At 64.4% G+C, this 18116-nt stretch carries 17 protein-coding genes; 7 read left to right on the plus strand and 10 right to left on the minus strand.

Annotated elements, in window-relative coordinates; genetic code table 11:
• Positions 1 to 2: 2 nt before the first annotated feature.
• Positions 3 to 977 (minus strand): amidohydrolase family protein, encoded by a 975-nt coding sequence (locus BI327_RS20420; protein WP_076862576.1) that lies wholly within the window; start codon positions 975 to 977, stop codon positions 3 to 5.
• A 184-nt stretch (positions 978 to 1161) separates the two neighbouring features.
• Here BI327_RS20420 and BI327_RS20425 point away from each other — a divergent pair, with 184 nt between their 5' ends.
• Positions 1162 to 1737 carry a MarR family winged helix-turn-helix transcriptional regulator gene (locus BI327_RS20425; RefSeq protein WP_076862577.1) on the plus strand — a complete coding sequence of 192 codons (576 nt, stop codon included), beginning with the start codon at positions 1162 to 1164 and terminating at the stop codon, positions 1735 to 1737.
• Between the two features lie 23 nt (positions 1738 to 1760).
• Positions 1761 to 2960 carry a 3-hydroxybenzoate 6-monooxygenase gene (locus tag BI327_RS20430; RefSeq protein ID WP_076862578.1) on the plus strand — a complete coding sequence of 400 codons (1200 nt, stop codon included), beginning with the start codon at positions 1761 to 1763 and terminating at the stop codon, positions 2958 to 2960.
• On the opposite strand, the gene BI327_RS20435 is transcribed toward BI327_RS20430, so the two are convergent.
• The 6 genes from BI327_RS20435 to BI327_RS20460 all read right to left on the minus strand — a co-directional run bounded on the left by BI327_RS20435 (position 2957) and on the right by BI327_RS20460 (position 8861).
• Positions 2957 to 3856: an SMP-30/gluconolactonase/LRE family protein gene (locus tag BI327_RS20435; protein WP_174683056.1), complete on the minus strand. Its 900-nt coding sequence runs from the start codon at positions 3854 to 3856 to the stop codon at positions 2957 to 2959. The genes BI327_RS20430 and BI327_RS20435 overlap by 4 nt on opposite strands.
• A 200-nt stretch (positions 3857 to 4056) precedes the next feature.
• Entirely contained in the window at positions 4057 to 4467 is a 411-nt protein-coding gene (locus tag BI327_RS20440) for a globin family protein (protein ID WP_076862579.1), read from the minus strand.
• A gap of 55 nt (positions 4468 to 4522) precedes the next feature.
• Positions 4523 to 5317 carry an ABC transporter ATP-binding protein gene (locus tag BI327_RS20445; RefSeq protein WP_076862580.1) on the minus strand — a complete coding sequence of 265 codons (795 nt, stop codon included), beginning with the start codon at positions 5315 to 5317 and terminating at the stop codon, positions 4523 to 4525.
• Positions 5318 to 5329: 12 nt separating this feature from the next.
• Positions 5330 to 6232: a nitrate ABC transporter permease gene (gene ntrB / locus BI327_RS20450; protein ID WP_076862581.1), complete on the minus strand. Its 903-nt coding sequence runs from the start codon at positions 6230 to 6232 to the stop codon at positions 5330 to 5332.
• A 58-nt stretch (positions 6233 to 6290) separates the two neighbouring features.
• Positions 6291 to 7601, minus strand: a complete 1311-nt coding sequence (locus BI327_RS20455) for a CmpA/NrtA family ABC transporter substrate-binding protein (protein WP_076862582.1) — start codon at positions 7599 to 7601, stop codon at positions 6291 to 6293.
• 345 nt (positions 7602 to 7946) lie between these two features.
• Entirely contained in the window at positions 7947 to 8861 is a 915-nt protein-coding gene (locus BI327_RS20460) for an intradiol ring-cleavage dioxygenase (protein WP_076862583.1), read from the minus strand.
• Between the two features lie 145 nt (positions 8862 to 9006).
• Between BI327_RS20460 and BI327_RS20465 the strand changes: the two genes are divergently transcribed.
• From BI327_RS20465 to BI327_RS20475, 3 genes are all read left to right on the plus strand, one after another.
• Positions 9007 to 10281 carry a serine hydrolase domain-containing protein gene (locus BI327_RS20465; RefSeq protein ID WP_076862584.1) on the plus strand — a complete coding sequence of 425 codons (1275 nt, stop codon included), beginning with the start codon at positions 9007 to 9009 and terminating at the stop codon, positions 10279 to 10281.
• Positions 10282 to 10407: 126 nt separating this feature from the next.
• Complete coding sequence (locus BI327_RS20470) at positions 10408 to 11916, plus strand: sensor histidine kinase (RefSeq protein ID WP_076862585.1); 1509 nt, start codon at positions 10408 to 10410, stop codon at positions 11914 to 11916.
• An 89-nt stretch (positions 11917 to 12005) separates the two neighbouring features.
• On the plus strand, positions 12006 to 13325 hold the full coding sequence (locus BI327_RS20475) for a dicarboxylate/amino acid:cation symporter (protein ID WP_076862586.1): 1320 nt from the start codon (positions 12006 to 12008) through the stop codon (positions 13323 to 13325).
• Between the two features lie 51 nt (positions 13326 to 13376).
• Here the strand turns inward: BI327_RS20475 and BI327_RS20480 are convergent, their stop codons facing one another.
• Positions 13377 to 13631 carry a hypothetical protein gene (locus BI327_RS20480; protein WP_083742198.1) on the minus strand — a complete coding sequence of 85 codons (255 nt, stop codon included), beginning with the start codon at positions 13629 to 13631 and terminating at the stop codon, positions 13377 to 13379.
• Positions 13632 to 14254: 623 nt separating this feature from the next.
• Between BI327_RS20480 and BI327_RS20485 the strand changes: the two genes are divergently transcribed.
• Positions 14255 to 14650, plus strand: a complete 396-nt coding sequence (locus BI327_RS20485; RefSeq protein WP_016844123.1) for a helix-turn-helix domain-containing protein — start codon at positions 14255 to 14257, stop codon at positions 14648 to 14650.
• A 528-nt stretch (positions 14651 to 15178) separates the two neighbouring features.
• The gene (locus tag BI327_RS42395) at positions 15179 to 15493 is read left to right on the plus strand and encodes a hypothetical protein (RefSeq protein WP_083742164.1); all 315 of its coding nucleotides are present in this window, start codon (positions 15179 to 15181) and stop codon (positions 15491 to 15493) included.
• 294 nt (positions 15494 to 15787) lie between these two features.
• Here the strand turns inward: BI327_RS42395 and BI327_RS20495 are convergent, their stop codons facing one another.
• Positions 15788 to 16870: an isocitrate/isopropylmalate dehydrogenase family protein gene (locus BI327_RS20495; RefSeq protein WP_076862588.1), complete on the minus strand. Its 1083-nt coding sequence runs from the start codon at positions 16868 to 16870 to the stop codon at positions 15788 to 15790.
• Between the two features lie 133 nt (positions 16871 to 17003).
• Positions 17004 to 18074: an alcohol dehydrogenase gene (locus BI327_RS20500; RefSeq protein ID WP_076862589.1), complete on the minus strand. Its 1071-nt coding sequence runs from the start codon at positions 18072 to 18074 to the stop codon at positions 17004 to 17006.
• Positions 18075 to 18116: the final 42 nt, after the last annotated feature.

The raw sequence follows: 18116 nt of genomic DNA on the forward strand, positions 1-18116 counted from the left end.
GCTTAGAGCTTGAAGAGCTTGCGGGCGTTGTCGCGGCCGATCTTGAGGCGATCGCCTTCGGCGATGGTCGCGGTATCGAACCATTCGGCGGCGTGGTCGATGTTCTCGAACGGCCAATCGGCCGAGAACAGGATGCGGTCGGCGCCGATCTCGAGCATCGCGTCGATCAGGGTTTGGGTGCGGAAATTGCCTGACGTCGTGATGTAGAAATTCTCCCGGAAGTAATCGGCGATCTTGCGCTTGGCGGGATAGACGTTCTGCGCGCGCATCCATTTGTTGTGGTTGTCAACCCGCCACATCGAATACGGCAGGCCCTCGCCCATGTGGCCGATGACGATCTGCAATCGCGGATGGGCGTCGAACAATCCCGAGCCCATCAGGCGCAACGCATGCACCGCGGTCTCCTGGCCGAACGCCCAGGTCGGCCCCATCAGCCAGCGATGGCCCTCGTAGATCGCGGCATCCTTCGCCAGCGGGTTACGCGGATGCAGATAGAACGGGACGTCGAGGCGCTCGACCTCCGACCAGAACGGCCAGAACTCCTTACGGTCGTAGTAGACCGCGCCGTCCTGGCCTTCGACCTCGCTGAAGCCGTTGACGAGCGCGCCGCGGAATTTCAGCGCGCTGACGCAGCGATCGAGCTCGCGCGCGGCGGCTTCGGGATCCTGCATCGGCAGCGCGGCCAGACCCTGGAAGCGCTGCGGCCGCCGCGCCACCTGCTCGGCCAGGAAATCATTGGCGCGGCGCGACAGCTCCAGCGCGCGGGCGCGATCCGGGATGGCCTGGATCGCCGGCGCGTTGAGCGACAGCAGCATCAGCTCGATGCCGTGCGCGTCCATCTCGGCAAGACGGCGGTCCTGGATGTCGAGCAGCCGGGCCTTGAGCTCGATCCAGTCGTCGGCCGGCGAGAAGCCCGCGCTGTCGCGAACCGTCTCCTCGATGGCGAAGTGCTCTTCCAGCGCGATCTTTCCCTGCATGGCGTCGTCCTTTCCGGCTCGCGTCCTCGTTTCCGTGTTGACAGGACAAAACATCCAGTCCAATTATTTGTCAATGAGAAAGTTGCAAATGCAAATGATTGAGATGCAACTGTTGTCGATGCGAAGACCGGCGGCTATTCCGGGCGGGCGTCTCCTGCCTGGAATCAAGCCCGGACCTAAGCCCATGTACCGATTTTCGAATTCGCTGCCCTATCTGCTCGCAAGACTCGGCGTGCGGATGGGCGATCTGTTCGTCCGCGTCATCCGTCACGAGAAGTTGACGCTGCCGATGTACCGCGTGCTCGCCGCGCTCTCGGAGCAGGGACACCCGCTGCGGCTCGGCGAAATCGCCGAACTGACCTCGGCCGACGTCTCGACGCTGTCGCGCATCGTCGCCGAGATGAGCCGCGCCGGCCTGCTGACGCGCGACCGGCCGGAAAACGACCAGCGCAGCCTTCAGGTCGCGCTGACGCCTGATGGCGCCGAGCTGGCCTCCCGGCTGATGCCGATCGCCCAACACTATGAGGAGGTCGCGACCGGCGCGATGTCGGCGAAGGAGGCTGCCGAGCTGAAGCGGGTGCTGGTCGAGCTCTACAGGAATCTCGATCGGCTCGAGCACGAGGTCGAGGCCGGCCTGATCGAGGTGCCCGCAGCGGCGGCGCCGAAGGAGACGCGCGAGGCCAAGATCGGCGCCAGGACTAACGCAAAGCCCGACACCAAGGGCAATGCCGGCCGCCGGCGCAAGATACCGAGGAAATAGAGCCACAAACCCAGGGAGAGGACATGCGCAGGGATCCGATCATCATTGCAGGCGGCGGCATCGGCGGACTGGCCACGGCGGTCGCGCTGGCCCGCAAGGGATTTCAGGTCACCGTGCTGGAGCGCGCACCGCGCTACCAGGAGATCGGCGCCGGCATCCAGCTCGGCCCGAACGCCTTCCATGCCTTCGACCATCTCGATCTCGGCGATGCCGCCCGCTCGATTGCGGTGTTCATCGATCAGTTGCGGCTGATGGACGCGATCTCGGCCGAGGAGATCACCAGCATCGATCTGACCAGCTATTTCCGCCGGCGCTTCGGCAATCCCTATGCGGTGGTGCATCGCGGCGATTTGCACGGCATCTTGCTGCGCGCCTGCGAGGCGCATCCTTCGATCACGCTGCGCAGCGATTGCGACGTCACCGGATACGAGCAGGACGGCGAGGCCGTGATTGCACGGCTGAAGTCAGGCGAGCGCGTCAGGGGCTGCCTTTTGATCGGCGCCGACGGGCTGCGGTCCCGGATCCGCCAGCAGATGGTCGATGACGGCCCGCCGCGGATCGCCGGCCACACCACCTATCGATCGGTCATCCCGACCGAGCAGATGCCGGAGGATCTGCGCTGGAACGCTGCGACCCTATGGGCCGGCGCCAAGTGCCATCTGGTGCACTACCCGCTCTCGGGCTGGAAGGTCTTCAACCTCGCCATCACCTGTCACAACGCCCCGACGGAAGCCTTTGCCGCCAGGCCGGTGACGCACGAAGAGGTACTGGAGGGCTTTCGCGATGTTCATCCTCGCGCCAAGGCGATCATTCACCACGGCAAGGACTGGAAGGCGTGGGTGACCTGCGACCGCGATCCCACCGAGCACTGGGTCGACGGGCGCGTGGTGCTGCTCGGCGACGCCGCCCATCCGATGCTGCAATATTTTGCCCAGGGCGCCTGCATGGCGCTGGAGGACGCGGTCTGGCTCGCCGAACTCCTGGGCGAGACGCCGGATCGCTTCGCGCATGCGCTGGAAAAATACCGGCAGGTCCGGCTGATGCGCACGGCGCGGGTCCAGCTTCAGGCCCGTGAACTCGGCACCCACGTCTATCATCCCGCCGGCGTACACGCGCTGCTGCGCAACCAGCTGATCCGCGAGACCAGCCTCGAGCAATTCTGCGACAAACTCTCCTGGCTGTACGACTCGCCGTTCCCCGAACGGCCGCGCGCCGCCGCCTAGCCGAGCCCGCTGATGTCGGCGACCAGCACCGAGCCGGTCACCGATTCCGTGATGTAGAGCCGGTCGCGGTTGGCGCCGCCGATCGCGACATTGGTGCAGCTCTGTCCGGCGCAGGACTTGATCCGCGCGATGCATTCGCCGTTGGGTGCGAACACGAAGACATGGCCGAGTGAGGCGTGCGCGACGAACAGCCGCCCTGCTCTGTCCATCGTCATGCCGTCGGGCCCGCTCGGGCCGAACAGCGAGCAGAAGCGCCCGACCTTGGAGACGCTGCCATCCTTCATGAACGGCGCGCGCCAGACCGCATTGTCGCGCGTCATGGCGACGAACAGCACCGCCTCATGCGGATCAAGCACCAGGCCGTTCGGGCTGATGCCGGTGTCGATCAGGCAGTCGAGCGCGCCATTCACGCGCAGCCGATAGACCCGGCCGGTCGGATCGTGCAGCCCGGTCTGGCCCTGGTCGGTGAAATAGATGTCGCCGTTCAAGGCGATGTGCAGATCGTTGCAGCCGCGGAACGATTCCGAATTGCGCGAGCGCAGCAGCGGCGTGACCTCGCCGGATCGGGCATCGAGTTCCATCAACCCGTGCCGGTAGTCGGCGATCAGGATGCGGCCCATCGCATCGATCTTCAGGCCGTTCGGCCAACCGTCATATTCGGCGACCTGCGCCCATGATTTGTCCGGCGCGATCCTGAAGATGCGGCCGAACGGAATGTCGACGATGTAGAGATTGCCATCGGCATCGAACGACGGCCCCTCGATGAAGCAGTCGGTCACCGCGCCCGGCCGGTTGGCATCGGCCCATTCGCTTGCCACCTTGCGGCGAAATTCGGCCGGCACGGCGGTGAAGATCTCGGTCGGGATCAGTTTCGGCGGCGTTTCCAGGAACATCATTATTGGTTCACCCGTTGGCGGAACGGGTGGACCATAGTGGAGAAGGCACGTGTCGTCGAATGCGCTGAGGACATTCCGTCACTGCGAGCGACGCGAAGCAATCCATGTCTCCACTTGTGGAGCGATGGATTGCTTCGCCGCTTCGCTCCTCGCAATGACGGCGGGACAGTCGTACCGCCGGCCTCCGCCTGGATCGTTCCCTACTCGGCCGCCTGCGCGCCGCTATAGGCTTCTGCAATCATATAGCCGGACAGCGTGCCGTAGGCCGTGGTCCACGCAGCCGCCACGTCGGGCGTCCAGGCCTCGCCGAGGCCCTTCTCCAGCGTCCACAGCAACGCACCGCCCACCACCGGATAGTGCGCGGGCTTGGCGCCATAGTTGACGTGGCGCTTGGCCAGCGCACTGGCGGCCGGAAGCACCGACGACAGATTGCTCAATCCATTGACGACGACGGCAAGCGTCGCAATCAGCTTCTTGCGCTGCTCGGCCATGTCGGAGGGGAACATTGCCTTCACCGCCGGCGCGACCTCGAACAGCCGGTCATAGAAGATGACCGCCGCCTGCTCCGAGATCGGCGCCACCTGGACGAGCTTGACCTGGTCGGGTGTCATGTGTGCCTCCGTGCACGCTGCTTCCCTCGCCGCGCCGTTGCGTGAGGTGAAGGAGTTACGCCGCCTCGACGAAGCTGTGGCGCTCATAGAGGAATTCGAGCACGCGCTGCCGGCACTTCAGGTAGCCGGGGTTGGTCGCGAGCTCGAGCCGCTTGCGCGGGCGCGCCAACGGCACCTCGAGCACTTCGCCGATCCGCGCACTCGGGCCGTTGGTCATCATGACGATGCGGTCCGACAGCAGCACGGCCTCGTCGACGTCGTGGGTGATCATCAGGATGGTGTTGCCGAGCTTCTGGTGAAGCGCCATCACCGAATCCTGCAAATGCGCTCGGGTCAGCGCGTCGAGCGCGCCGAACGGCTCATCGAGCAGCAGCACCTTGGGCTCCATGGCGAGCGCCCGCGCGATGCCGACGCGTTGCTTCATGCCGCCGGAGATCTCGCTCGGCCGCTTGTCCCTGGCATGCGCCATCTGCACCAGGCTGAGATTGTGCATCACCCAGGCATCGCGCTCGGCCCTGCTCTTGGTTTTGGCAAACACCTTGTCGACGGCGAGCTTGACGTTCTCGTAGACGGTGAGCCACGGCAGCAGGCTGTGGTTCTGGAACACGACGGCGCGATCCGGTCCCGGCGAATTGACCTCGCGGTTCTCCAGCAGCACACCGCCATTGGTGGCGCCGGTGAGGCCGGCGACGATGTTGAGCAAGGTCGACTTGCCGCAACCGGAATGGCCGATGATCGAGACGTATTCGCCCCTCTCGATCGTCAGATTGATGTCCTTCAGCACCTCTGACGTGGCGTTGCCGCGGGCAAAAATCTTGTCGATGTGATCGAGCTTCAGATAGGCCTGCATGACTTGTCCCCCTCAGTTCGCAGCGGTGCCGCGGGTCACGACCTTGCCGAGGCCCGCAATGAGGCGGTCGAGCACGAAGCCGATGATGCCGACATAGAACAGCGCCAGGATGATCTCGCTGATGTGCGAGGAATTCCACGCATCCCAGATGAAGAAGCCGATGCCGACGCCGCCGATCAGCATTTCGGCTGCGACGATCGCGAGCCAGGACAGGCCGATGCCGATGCGCAGGCCGGTGAACATGTAGGGCGCGGCCGCCGGGATCATGATCTTGGTGAAGAACTCCAGCGGATTGAGCTGCACCACGGCGGCGACGTTGCGGTAGTCCCGCGGAATGTTGCGGATGCCGACCGCGGTGTTGATGATGATCGGCCACACCGAGGTGATGAAGATGACGAAGATCGCCGAGGGCTGGCCGTCGCGAAACGCGGCGAGCGACAGCGGCAGCCACGCCAGCGGCGGAATCGTGCGCAGCACCTGGAACAGCGGATCGAGGCCGCGCATGGCCCAGACCGATTGTCCGACCAGCGTGCCGAGCGCGATGCCGGCGATCGCCGCCAGCGAGTAGCCGTAGGCGACGCGCTGCAAGCTCGCGGAGAGATGCCAGAACAGGCCCTTGTCGATGCCGCCATTGTCGAAGAACGGATCGAGGATCAGCTCCCTGGTGTCCTTGAACACTTTTGACGGCGGCGGCAGGCTGGAGCCGGCGCGCCGGCAGATCAGCTCCCACACCACGAGCAAGAGCGCGACCACGATCAGCGGCGGCACCACGCGCGCGGCGGTCTCCTTCGCCATCCTGGCGTAGCTCTCGGCGCGCGGCGTGCGCTTCGGCGTCATGGTCACGACCGGCGCCGCGGCGGCGGCCGGCGCGATCACCACCGCCGACACTTCGGTCTTCATGGCAGGCATCGACATTGAATGAAAATCTCCGTGGGCAAAGGAAGAGCCGCACGAGACGCGCGGCTCGCTCAAATCAGACGTCGACACGCTTGATGGACAGCGACTTCAGGTAGGCGGCGGGATCGGCGGGATCGAACACCTTGCCGTCGAAGAAGGTCTCCTTGCCGCGCGAGGTCGAGGTTGGAATGTCGGAGACGCCAAGCTCCTTGGCGGCCTCCTTCCAGAGATCCTCGCGGTTGACCTTGGCGATCAGCGCCTTGGTGTCGAAGCCCGCCTCATACTTGCCCCACCTGATGTCCTCGGTCAGGAACCAGAGGTCGTGGCTCTGATAGGGATAGGACGCGTTGTCCTTCCAGAACCGCATCTGCTGCGGCGAGTTCTCGACCACGCGGCCGGTGCCGTAGTCGAACTTGCCCTTCATGCGGTCGGTGATGTCCTCGACCGGGCAGTTGATCCACTGCCGCTTGGCGCAGATCGCCGCGGTCTCCTCGCGGTTCTCCGCCTTCTCGCACCACTGCTGGGCTTCCATGACAGCCATCAGCAGCGCCTTGGCGGCCTTCGGGTTCTTGTCGACCCAGGCGGCGCGCAGGCCGAACGATTTTTCCGGATGCTTGTCCCAGAGCTCGGCGGTGGTGATCGCGGTGTAGCCGATCTCCTGATGGATCAGCTGCAAATTCCACGGCTCGCAGACGCAGAAGCAGTCCATCGTGCCGACCTTCATGTTGGCCACCATCTGTGCCGGCGGCACCACGATGGTCTCGATGTCCTTGTCGGGATCGATGCCGCCGGCGGCGAGCCAGTAGCGGATCCAGAGATCATGCGTGCCGCCGGGGAAGGTCATCGCGGCCTTCACCGCCTTGCCGCCGGCCTTCTTCTTCTCCAGCGCCGGCTTGAACGGCGCGGTGTCGACGCCGATCTTGAGATCGGCATATTCCTTGGCGACCGAGATGCACTGACCGTTCAGATTGAGCCGCGCCATGATGTACATCGGCGTCGGCTGATTGTTCTGCGTCACCTTGCCGGCCGAGATCAGATACGGCATCGGGGTCAGGATGTGCGCGCCGTCGATGCCGTTGCCCTCGGAGCCGAGCACGAGATTGTCGCGCGTGGTGCCCCACGAGGCCTGCTTCTGCACCTCGACGTCGGGCATGCCGTATTTGGCGAAGATGCCCTTCTCCTTGGCGACGAACAGCGGCGAGGCATCGGTGAGCGCGATGAAGCCGAGCTTGGCGCCCTTCACTTCCGGGCCCGCGCCTTGCGCGAATGCACCAGCGGGAAAGTTGAGCCTGGCCGCGGCGAGCAGCGCGGCGGCGCCACTGGTTGCCTTCAGGAGCTGGCGGCGGTTGATCGCACGGCCTGGAGGCTTGTCGGTGGGCTTGGTCATCGGTCGTCCTTTGCGTCGTTGCGTTGCGGTGTTGCGTCTGTGCGTCGAGCACCGGTCCGTCGGGCGGCGACGCGCGCAGGGCGCAAAAGGGCGTGCACCGGGGAGCCCCGGTGTGGTGGCGTCAGCAATCCGATGGGGTGGCCTCGAGGGACGGCTTCAATGGCGTCGGCACCAGACTATTCAAGCCCTGTGCCAAGCTACCGCGGTGCAAAAACGGATTTTATTGCAATGTTTTGCGCGACTTGTCGCAGCGCACGCGCAATTTCCGCGCGCTGTCAAAACTTGCGATTCGCTCAATCCTTGTGCGGCGCACAAGGATTGAGCAATCGGCTTCGACGACGGCGATCAGGCGTCTTCGGTGACCTTGGTGCCGAGCGGCGCCGGCGCCATTCCGCCGCCGGGCTTCACGCGGAATTCGTAGGTCATCAGGCTCCACGGGCCGTCCGATGGCTGGCCGTCGGGCATGACAGGATCGCTGCGCCGCTCGACCTTGGCGATCAGTTCGTCCTTCACGCCGAACACGACATCGGAATCGATATACTTGTCGCCCTCGACGAAGACGTGCGTGATCAGCGGCTCATAGCCCTTGGCGTTGACCAGGAAGTGCACATGCGCCGGCCGCATCGGGTGACGGTTGGTCTGGGTGATCATCTGCCCGACCGGACCGTCGGTCGGGATCGGATAGCTGCACGGCACGATGGTGCGGAAGAAGAAGCGGCCATCGGCGTCGGTGATGAAGCGCGCCCGCGACGACGGACCTTCGCTGGCATAGCTCGGCTTCTGCGAGTCATAGAACCCGTCGTCATCGGCGTGCCAGATATCGACCGGCACGTTGGCAAGCGGCTTGCCGTCGAGATCGGTGACGCGGCTTTGCACGAACATGCGTTCGCCGGGCAGGCTCGCCGAGACGTCGGTGCCGTGCGGCGTCACCTTGTGCTCGCCGACATAGAACGGGCCGAGCACCGTGGTTTCGGTGGCGCCGTCGCGATCCCTGTGGTTGACGGCATCGACCAGCATCGACACGCCGAGCACGTCGGAGAGCAGGATGAATTCCTGGCGGATGTCGGTGCACTTCTGCCCGGTGCGGGTCAGGAAGCCGATCGCGTGGTCCCATTCCTCGAAGGTGAGATCGGTCCTGCGCACATAATCGTGCAGCGACTTCACCAGTTCCTGCAGCAGGAACTTAGCCCTGGGATCGGGCGTCTGGTCGAAGCTGCGGATGACGGCGGCGGTGAGCTCGGTTTCGTTGAACTGGGTCATCTCGGCGTTTCCCTTGAGGCCCTTACGGGGCGCGTTTGCGGGCGCGAGCGTACACCACCGGCCCTGTGCCGGTAAGCAGCAGCGGATTGGTGAAACGGACACTTTTCGGCTATCAAGGCTGCCTTGCAAGCCGGAGAAACGCCTGATGCTAGCCCCCACGCCTGCCTCGCCCGAATCCGCGGGAATGTCGACCACCGCGCTGAACCGCCTCGAAGCACATCTGAAGAGCCGCTATATCGACTCCGGCCGCTTTCCCGGCACCCAGCTCCTGATCTACCGCCGCGGCAAGATCGTGCATTCCACCGTCCAGGGCTTTGCCGATCTCGAGCGCAAGGTGCCGGTCAAGGACGACACCATCTTCCGCATCTATTCGATGACCAAGCCGATCACGTCGGTCGCCTTCATGATGCTGGTCGAGGAAGGCAGGGTCGCGCTCGACGAGCCGGTCGCCAAATACATTCCGGAATGGAAGAACCTCGGCGTATTCGTCGCCGGCACCGCGCCCGCGTTCCTGACCCGCCCGCCGAGCCGGCCGATGCAGATCGTCGACCTGCTGCGCCACACGTCGGGCCTCACCTACGGCTTCCAGCAGCGCTCCAATGTCGACGCAGCCTATCGCGAGAAGAAGATCGGCGAGGTGATCAAGGCCGGCACGCTCGATGGCATGATCGAGGATCTCGCCAAGATCCCGCTGGAGTTCGCGCCGGGTGAAGCCTGGAATTACTCGGTCTCCACCGACGTGCTCGGCTATCTCGTCGGCAAGATCTCGGGAATGCCGTTCGAGCAATTCCTGAAGGAGCGCATCTTCAAGCCGCTCGGCATGAGCGACACCGACTTCTTCGTGCCGGCCGACAAGGCGCATCGCTTTGCCGCCTGCTATTCCGCCGACCCACAGGGCGGCTTCAACCCGCTCGCCGCCGAGCGCAAGGGCACCCTGACCTTGCAGGACGATCCGACGACCAGCTCTTTCCTGTCGCCGCCCTCGCTGATCTCGGGCGGCGGCGGGCTGTGCTCGACCGCCGCCGATTATCTCACCTTCGGCCGGGCGCTGCTCAATGGCGGCGAGCTCGGCGGCGTCCGCCTGCTCGGCCCCAAGACGCTGAAGCTGATGACCTCGAACCACCTGCCCGGCGGGGTCGACCTGCCGGCGATGTCGCGCTCGATGTTTGCCGAAGCCGCCTATCACGGCATCGGCTTCGGCCTCGGCTTCGCCGTCACGATGCATCCGGCGCAGACGCTGATCGCGGGCAGCCCGGGCGAATTCAACTGGGGCGGCGCGGCGACGACGTCGTTCTTCATCGATCCGGCCGAAGAGCTGATCACCATCTTCATGACCCAGGTGCTGCCGTCGAGCGCCTATCCGCTGCGGCGCGAGCTGCGCACCATGGTCTACGCCGCGATCACCGAGAGCAATCTCTGACCAATGACTCCTCCGCGGCGCAGGGTGTGCGCCGCGGAATTTTTCCGACTACCAGTCATTTCCTTTGGCGGACTTTTCCCGCTTCCCCTAAGCTCGCCGCAAATTGGGCACCGACCCGGGGACTTCGTGCCGAAACTGACATTGCCAGTACGTCTCGTGCTTCTGGTCGCGGGAACGATGTTGCCGCTGATCATTTTCGCGGTCGGCATCGTCTTTCACAATTATCAGCGCGACCGCCAGGCTGCCACCCAGCGCGTACTGGAGACGGCGCGCAGCATCCGCCTGCTGCTCGATGCGGAAATGCAGCGCATGACCGGCGGGCTGGAGGTGCTGGCGCTGACCAACTCGCTGCGCAACGGCGAGTTCGACAATTTCCGGCGCGTCGCGGCCGGCTTCATCGACCAGTACGGCAAGGACGGCGTGGTGCTGGTGGCCGACCGCGGGGGACGGCAGGTGTTCTCCTCGCTGACGCAGGACACCGCGAGCCTGCCGCCGCGCAACAATCTCGAGATCCTCGGGAAGGTGTTCGCGACAAGGCAGCCGCAATACTCCAACCTGTTCTTCGGCATGGTGAAGCAGCGTCTGATCATCACCGTCGAGGTGCCGGTGATGCGCGACGGCGAGGTGCTCTACGACATCTCCTTCAGCCCGCCGATCGAGGTCTTCCAGGCCATCATCGAGAAGCAGCGCCTGAACCAGGACTGGACCATCTCGATCTTCGACAGCGACGGCGTCAACCTGGCGCGGGTGCCAAATCCGCAGGCGACCATCGGCCAGCGCGCCGCGCCATCGCTGTTTGCCGAGATGTTCCGCAACACCGAGGCGACAATGCCGACGGTCTCGCTCGAAGGCGTGGCGCTGATCACCGGCTTCACCCGGTCGCGCGTCACCGGCTGGACCGTCGCCGCCGGCATTGCCGAGAATTCGCTGGTGGCGCCGCTGTGGCGCTCGCTTGCGATCACCAGCGTGATCGGCGGCGTGCTGCTGCTGGTCGGCCTCGCCTTTGCGGTCCGGATGGCGACCACGATCGCGCGCGGCGAGATGCTGCACGACCTCTTGATCGAGGAGCTCAACCACCGCGTCAAGAACACGCTGGCGATCCTGCAATCGATCGCCACACAGACCTTCCGCAGCGCGAGCCGAGCCGAGCGCGAGAAATTCGAGGGCCGGCTCGGCGCGCTGGCCGAGGCGCACAATTTGCTCTCGACCGACAAATGGCAGGGCTCCGACCTCCAGGACGTGATCAGCCGCGTGCTGCGGCCCTATCTGCTCAACACCTCCGAGCGGGTCAGGATGTTCGGGCCGCGCGTGCCGCTGTCGCCCCGGTTTGCTTTGGTGCTGTCGATGCTGTTGCACGAGATGGCGACCAACGCCGCCAAATATGGCGCGCTGTCCAACGACACCGGAACGGTGACGCTGGACTGGGAAATCCTCGAGCAAGGTCCCGCACCGAAGCTCCGGATGATCTGGACCGAGGCCGGCGGCCCGGCGGTCACCGCGCCGGTCCAGCGCGGCTTCGGCTCCCGCCTGATCGAGCGCAGCGCCCGCGACCAGCTCGGCGGCGAGGCCACGGTCGATTTCCTGCCCCACGGCGTCGTCTACACCGTGACCAGCACCCTCGAAACCGGCGATTAACCCGGCAAATGGCCCCGATCCTGCGACATCTTGGCACGCAAGTTGCTAAGATGGGGCGGGTTCGGACGACCAGAAACAGGGGGAAGTTCATGTCGACCATCGCCGCGGAAGCCACAGTGGCACGCAAGCCGCTTTACACATCACTGTTCGTGCAGGTGCTGGTCGCGCTGCTGCTCGGTATCGTCATCGGCATGGCCGCGCCGGATTTCGCGATCGGGCTGAAGATCTTCAGCGATGCCTTCCTGAAGCTGATCTCGATGATCGTGGCGCCGATCGTGTTCTGCGTTGTGGTGCACGGCATCGCGGGCGCCGGCGACCTCAGGAAGGTCGGACGCGTCGGCGTCAAGGCGCTGGTCTATTTCGAGGCGATGACGACGGTCGCGCTCGTGGTCGGCCTGATCCTGGCCTATCTGTTCGGGCCCGGTCACGGCATGAACATCGACACCTCGACGCTGGACGCCAAGGCGCTCGGCAACTATGCCAGCAACGCGCAGAAGCTGAAGGGCGAAGGCATCGGCAGCTTCCTGCTCAACATCATCCCGACCACCTCGTTCGACGCGCTGTCGCGCAACGACGTGCTGCAGGTGCTGTTCTTCGCCATCATCTTCGGCGTCAGCCTGGCGCTGGTCGGCGGCGAGAAGGGCGAGCGGATCTCCTCCTTCATCGAAGCGGTCTCGACCGTGCTGTTCCGCGCCATGGGCCTGATCGTGCGCTTCGCGCCGATCGGCGTGCTCGGCGCCGTCGCCTACACGGTCGGCAAATACGGCGTCGGCTCGCTGAAGCAGTTGCTGTCGCTGGTCGCCCTGTTTTACGTTTCGGTTGCGATCTTCGTGCTCGGCGTGCTCGGCGGGGTGATGGCGCTCGCCGGCGTCAACATCCTCAAATTCCTCGGCTACCTGCGCGAGGAGCTGATGATCGTGGTCGCCACCGCATCCTCCGACGCGGTGCTGCCGCAGGTGATGCGCAAGCTGGAGCATTTCGGCGTCAAGGATTCCGTGGTCGGCCTCGTGATCCCGACCGGCTATTCCTTCAACCTCGATGCGTTCTCGATCTACCTGACGCTCGCGGTCGTGTTCATCGCGCAGGCGACCAACACGCCGCTGTCGTTCGGCGATTTGCTGCTGGTGCTCGGCGTGTCGCTGATCACCTCGAAGGGCGCCCACGGCGTGCCGGGTTCGGCGATCGTCATCCTGGCGGCGACGCTCAACGCCGTGCCGAGCATCCCGGCGATCGGCCTCGTGCTGGTGCTCTCGGTCGACTGGTTCATCGGCATGGCGCGCGCGGTCGGCAATTTGATCGGCAATTGCGTCGCTACCGTCGTGGTCGCGGCATGGGAAGGTGACCTGGACCGTGACAAGGCCCGTCGCGTGCTGGAAGGCGCCGAGGCGGTCGACGTCACCGCGGGCTGAGCGGCGCGGCTCAGAACCCGTAGCGTCCCGCGCCTGGCGCGGGGCGCCCGCTTACTTGATCAGCCGCAGATAAGGCGGCAACTGCCTGCCCGCCGGTTCCTGCAACGGCTCGTCCGACACGATCATGTCACACAGCGCCTTCAGCTCGGAATCCGTCACCTTGTGGAGCTCCATCCGGAGCTCGAGGATGGCAAGGGACAACAGCCGCGCCGTCTCCGTATTCGCCCGGTCCGCCAAAATTGCCTGACATTCTTCCAGTGTAGCCAGCAGTGCCAGCAACCGTTCTTCCGTATTTGCGACCGGCATATCTTCCACTCCCGAAGCCGCGAGGTAGAGTCGGGGCGTACCCCTCTTTCGCTTCATTGGCCTCTCCCGCCAAAGTTCGCCGGCTTGTCGTAGACGCACAATTGTTCCAGATGATCGAGAACTTTTGGGCAATTGTCCAGCAACATTCCGAAAGCCTGACTTGGACTTACGTCAAACTTTTCGCCTCGGCGGCGATTCAGTCAAGCAACCATGGTCCATCGCCGCGACCTCAGGATGCACTAGCTGGGGTTGCATCCATGCAAGGACGCCCGTACAATATAATTGCCCGTAGAACTACGGGCGCAGTGCAGTGCCGCCCAGTAAGCATGCGCGCAAAATCTGTGACGATCAAACTCGCGCTAGTTGTGATTTGGTCAATATTTTGCCAAATGTTGAGGGCGGGGTGTCGAGAGACACCTTGGTGCGATCGACTTCAGGTAGTCGGCCGTGTCGGTAAAGGGTGCTTCCAACGCGCCAATGCGTTTGGATACCATCCCGCGATCTTCTTGGAATTCGTCGTTCGGACGAACTGACGATCCACTCGAGCTTAACGCGGTACATCATCAACGTGTCCCTGACCCGACCGGGCCAGGGATTCTCGATTTGAAGGACGGGTCACAAGAATGAACAGATCAGCAGCAAAGAAGATGAAGCAGCGCAGCGCCGGCAAGCCGGACATCGAGTTGGGCAAACGGATTCGCCTGCGCCGTGTCGAGCAGAAGATCTCGCAGGCCGAACTCGGCGACAAACTCGGCGTCAGCTTCCAGCAGGTTCAGAAGTACGAGAAGGGCGTCAACCGTGTCGGCGCCGCTCGCCTGCAGCAGATCGCGACTGCGCTCGATGTGCCGGTCACCTTCTTCTACGACGGCGACAACAAGGCCCGCGAAGTCGAGAGCCTGCTGTTCCTCGACAGCGCGTTCAGCCTCCGGTTGCTGCGCGCCTACAGCAAGATCAAGGATCAGACCGTGCAGCGCCAGTTGGTGTCGCTGATGGAATCGATCGCCGCCAACGAAGACTGAGCCGCGGATCGGGTCGCGAGGCCGCGAACGCGATCCACCATGCCGCAGGGATCGGCCGCAGGCCGGTCGCCGTGACCGCCTCACGCCGGTCGGGCCGGGAGATATCAAAGCGCTGCCGTCAGCGATGGCAGCGCTTTTTCTTTGACCAGACAAGCCCTCAAGAATTTGTGATCCGGCCCTCCTCAGCTTCCTCTGCCCCGCTGCCCGACGCGCGGCCGTGAAGCGACGGCACGCATCGCACCATGATCTCGGATCGGCACTCGAGCATGGCCTTGCTGCGAGCGGCTGCGCATCAACGCAACCTTTTCAGCTCACGCCCGACCGCAAATTTCATACAGCGCATGCGAGCGCGATGCGTTGCTATTCTGTCGCGCGGCCAATTGTCGCCCGCGCATGCAGCGACCTCACAACTCCCGCATTTACTGCGTTGAACCGGCGTCGCCAGGACCACGTGCACGGCGCGTCTTTTTTGTCGCAGCAACCAGGCGGCCGCACGAACGTTTTCAGGCTTCAACCAAGGAGATCTCAATGAATATCAAGCTTGCCGTTATTGGACTGGCCGCGCTCGGAAGCGCAGCGTTGATGTCCGGTGCGGCGTCGGCGATGCCGAACGGGCTGCCGCAGGCCGGCCACATCGCAGGCGAAACGTCCAATGTCGACAAGGTGCGCCAGGTCTGCGATCGCTGGGGCCGCTGCTACTGGCAACCGGGCTACGGCTACGGACCGCGCCATCACGGATGGCATCATCGTCCGCACTTCTATCCCCGCCATCATCATCACGGGCACCGTCACCGCGGCGGACATCATGGTGGCGGACACCACGGCGGCGGACACCGGCGCTGATCATCATCGAGGGGGCTGCGGCCCCCTCACCTTTTGGCGCGAGATCACGATCGCCATCATCAGATACTGAGAAAAAACCTTCACCTTCACGAAAGCCGAAAATCAAACGATAGATGCGAGGTACATTCCGCTTGAGCTGGCAGCAGCAATCCGCGATCGGTTTCCGCTGTACCGAGTCAAGGAGATCGACGGACTGGAGCGAGTGGCAGCGCAGACCATCAGCGTTGCGGCCGACCGCCACTTTCGGCATGTGTCACAAAATCGATTGGCTCTAGCACTAGCGGGAGTGCTAACCTAAAGCGCCGCCAGCACGGCCTTCGCGACGTCGACGGTGCCGTTGCTGCCACCGAACTCGAACGGCTTGATGCCGCCGGCATAGACCTTGTCGACCGCGCGCTCGATCCGCTCGCCGGCTTCGGCGGCGCTTTCGAGACCGTGCTTGTCGGCGAGCCAGTCCAGCATCATCGCGGCCGACAGGATCATCGCGGTCGGGTTGGCCTTGCCCTGCCCCATGATGTCGGGCGCCGTGCCATGACACGGCTGAAACACCGCGTAGCGATCGCCGATATCGGCGGACGGCGCCATGCCCATGCCGCCGATCAGACCGGCGGTGAGGTCGGACAGGATGTCGCCGAACATGTTCTCGGTCACCATGACGTCGAAATCCCAGGGGCGCTTCACCAACGCAGCCGCGGTCGCGTCGATATAGAGGTGATCAGCCCTGACGCCGGGATGGCGCTTCGCGGTCTCGTCGAAGATGTTGCGGAAGAATGCGAACGCCTTGAACACGTTCGCCTTGTCGACGCAGGTCAGCCCGCCATTGACCTTGCCGCGCGCCTTGCGGCGTTCGGCGAGCCGGAACGAGAACTCGAACAGCCGCTCGGAGGTGTGGCGCGTGATCACCATGGTCTCGCGCGCCTCGCTGTCGGTGACGACGCCCTTGCCCATCGAAGCGAACAGGCCCTCGGTCGATTCCCTGATCACGACGAGGTCGATGCCCTTCTGATCGGCGCCGACGATCGTGCTCGCCACGCCCGGGATCAATCGCGCGGGCCGCACGCCGGCATAGAGATCGAAGATCATCCGCAACTCGATCTGCGGCGCGATCTCGGTGTTGTCGGGGTAGCGCACCGACGGCAGGCCGCAGGCGCCGAGCAGGATCGCATCAGCCTCCTCGCACAGCCGGATCGTGCTCTCCGGCATCGACTTGCCGGTTTGCGTGTAATGGTCGGCACCGGCCGGCGCCTCGGTGAAGCGGAATTTGAGGCCGGCCGACGCCTCGATCTTGCGCAGCACTTCGAGCGCCGGCGCCATCACCTCGGGACCGATGCCATCGCCACCGAGGACTGCGATGTGAAGTGCGTCGTTGGCGGACATGGGGGAATTCCTTTGGAAATCGAAGCGCCGCGATAGTCTAGTCGTCATTGCGAGCGAAGCGAAGCAATCCATGCCGCCGCTTACGGAGATATGGATTGCTTCGTCGCTTCGCTCCTCGCAATGACGGAAGCGACTACGGCGTCAGCACCGCACGCCCGACGAGCTGGCCCTTTTGCAGGTTGGTCAGCGCCTCGTTCGCCTTGGCGAGCGGCATCGGGGTGACCGGGATCGCCGGAATCTTCTTGGTCCGCACCAGGTCGAGCAGTTCCTGGGTCTCGCGCAGATTGCCGACATAGCTGCCCTGGATGGTGACCGCCTTGATCGGGATCAGCGGCAGCGCCCAGGGCGCGCCACCGCCGAACAGGCCGACAATCACGAGCTTGCCGCCCTTGGTCAGGCAGTCGAAGCCGAGCTGCGAGGTCTGGGCATTGCCGACCAGGTCGATCGCGGCGCGGATCGGTTGGCCGGCCTTCTTGACGAGCTGCTCCAGTGCATCGGGCGCCTTGCCGTCGACGGTTGCGAGCGCACCGGCGGCTTCGGCCGCCTCGCGCTTCCTGGCGTCGATGTCGACCACGATCGCGCCCTTGCCGCCCATCGCCTTCAACAGCGAGAGCGCCATCAGGCCGAGACCGCCGGCGCCGAAGATCACGATCGGCGTGTCGAGGTCCTTCTCGACCTTCTTCAGCGCGCTGTAGGTGGTGACGCCCGAGCAGGCGTAGGGCGCGGCGGTGACCGGATCGAGGCCCTTCAGGTTGAGAAGATACTTCGGATGCGGCACCGTCATGTGATCGGCATAGCCGCCGTCGCAATAGACGCCGAGCGCATTCGGCTTGATCGCGCACATGTTCTCGTCGCCGCCGAGGCAGGTCGGACATTTGCCGCAGCCGAGCCAGGGATAGGCCAGCGCGATGTCGCCGGCCTTGAGGCCGCCCTTGTCGGCGTCCTTGACGTCGGGCCCGAAGGCCACGATTTCACCGACCGTCTCATGGCCCATCGTGCGGGGCAGCGAGACGCCGCGATCCTTCAGCGACAGCGGCTTGCGGCCATGACCGAGATCATAGCCGCCCTCCCAGATGTGCAGATCGCTGTGGCAGACGCCGGCGGCCTTGACCTTGATCAGCACCTGCGTGCCCGACGGCTGCGGCGTCGGCTGATCGACCTCTTTCAAGGGGGCGTTGAAATCGACGACCTGGAAACTCTTCATCGCTGTTCTCCCGAGACTTGTTGTTGCGGCGGACCTTGCCAC

Origin of the sequence: Bradyrhizobium mercantei, assembly GCF_001982635.1 — a bacterium.
GTDB lineage: Bacteria > Pseudomonadota > Alphaproteobacteria > Rhizobiales > Xanthobacteraceae > Bradyrhizobium > Bradyrhizobium mercantei.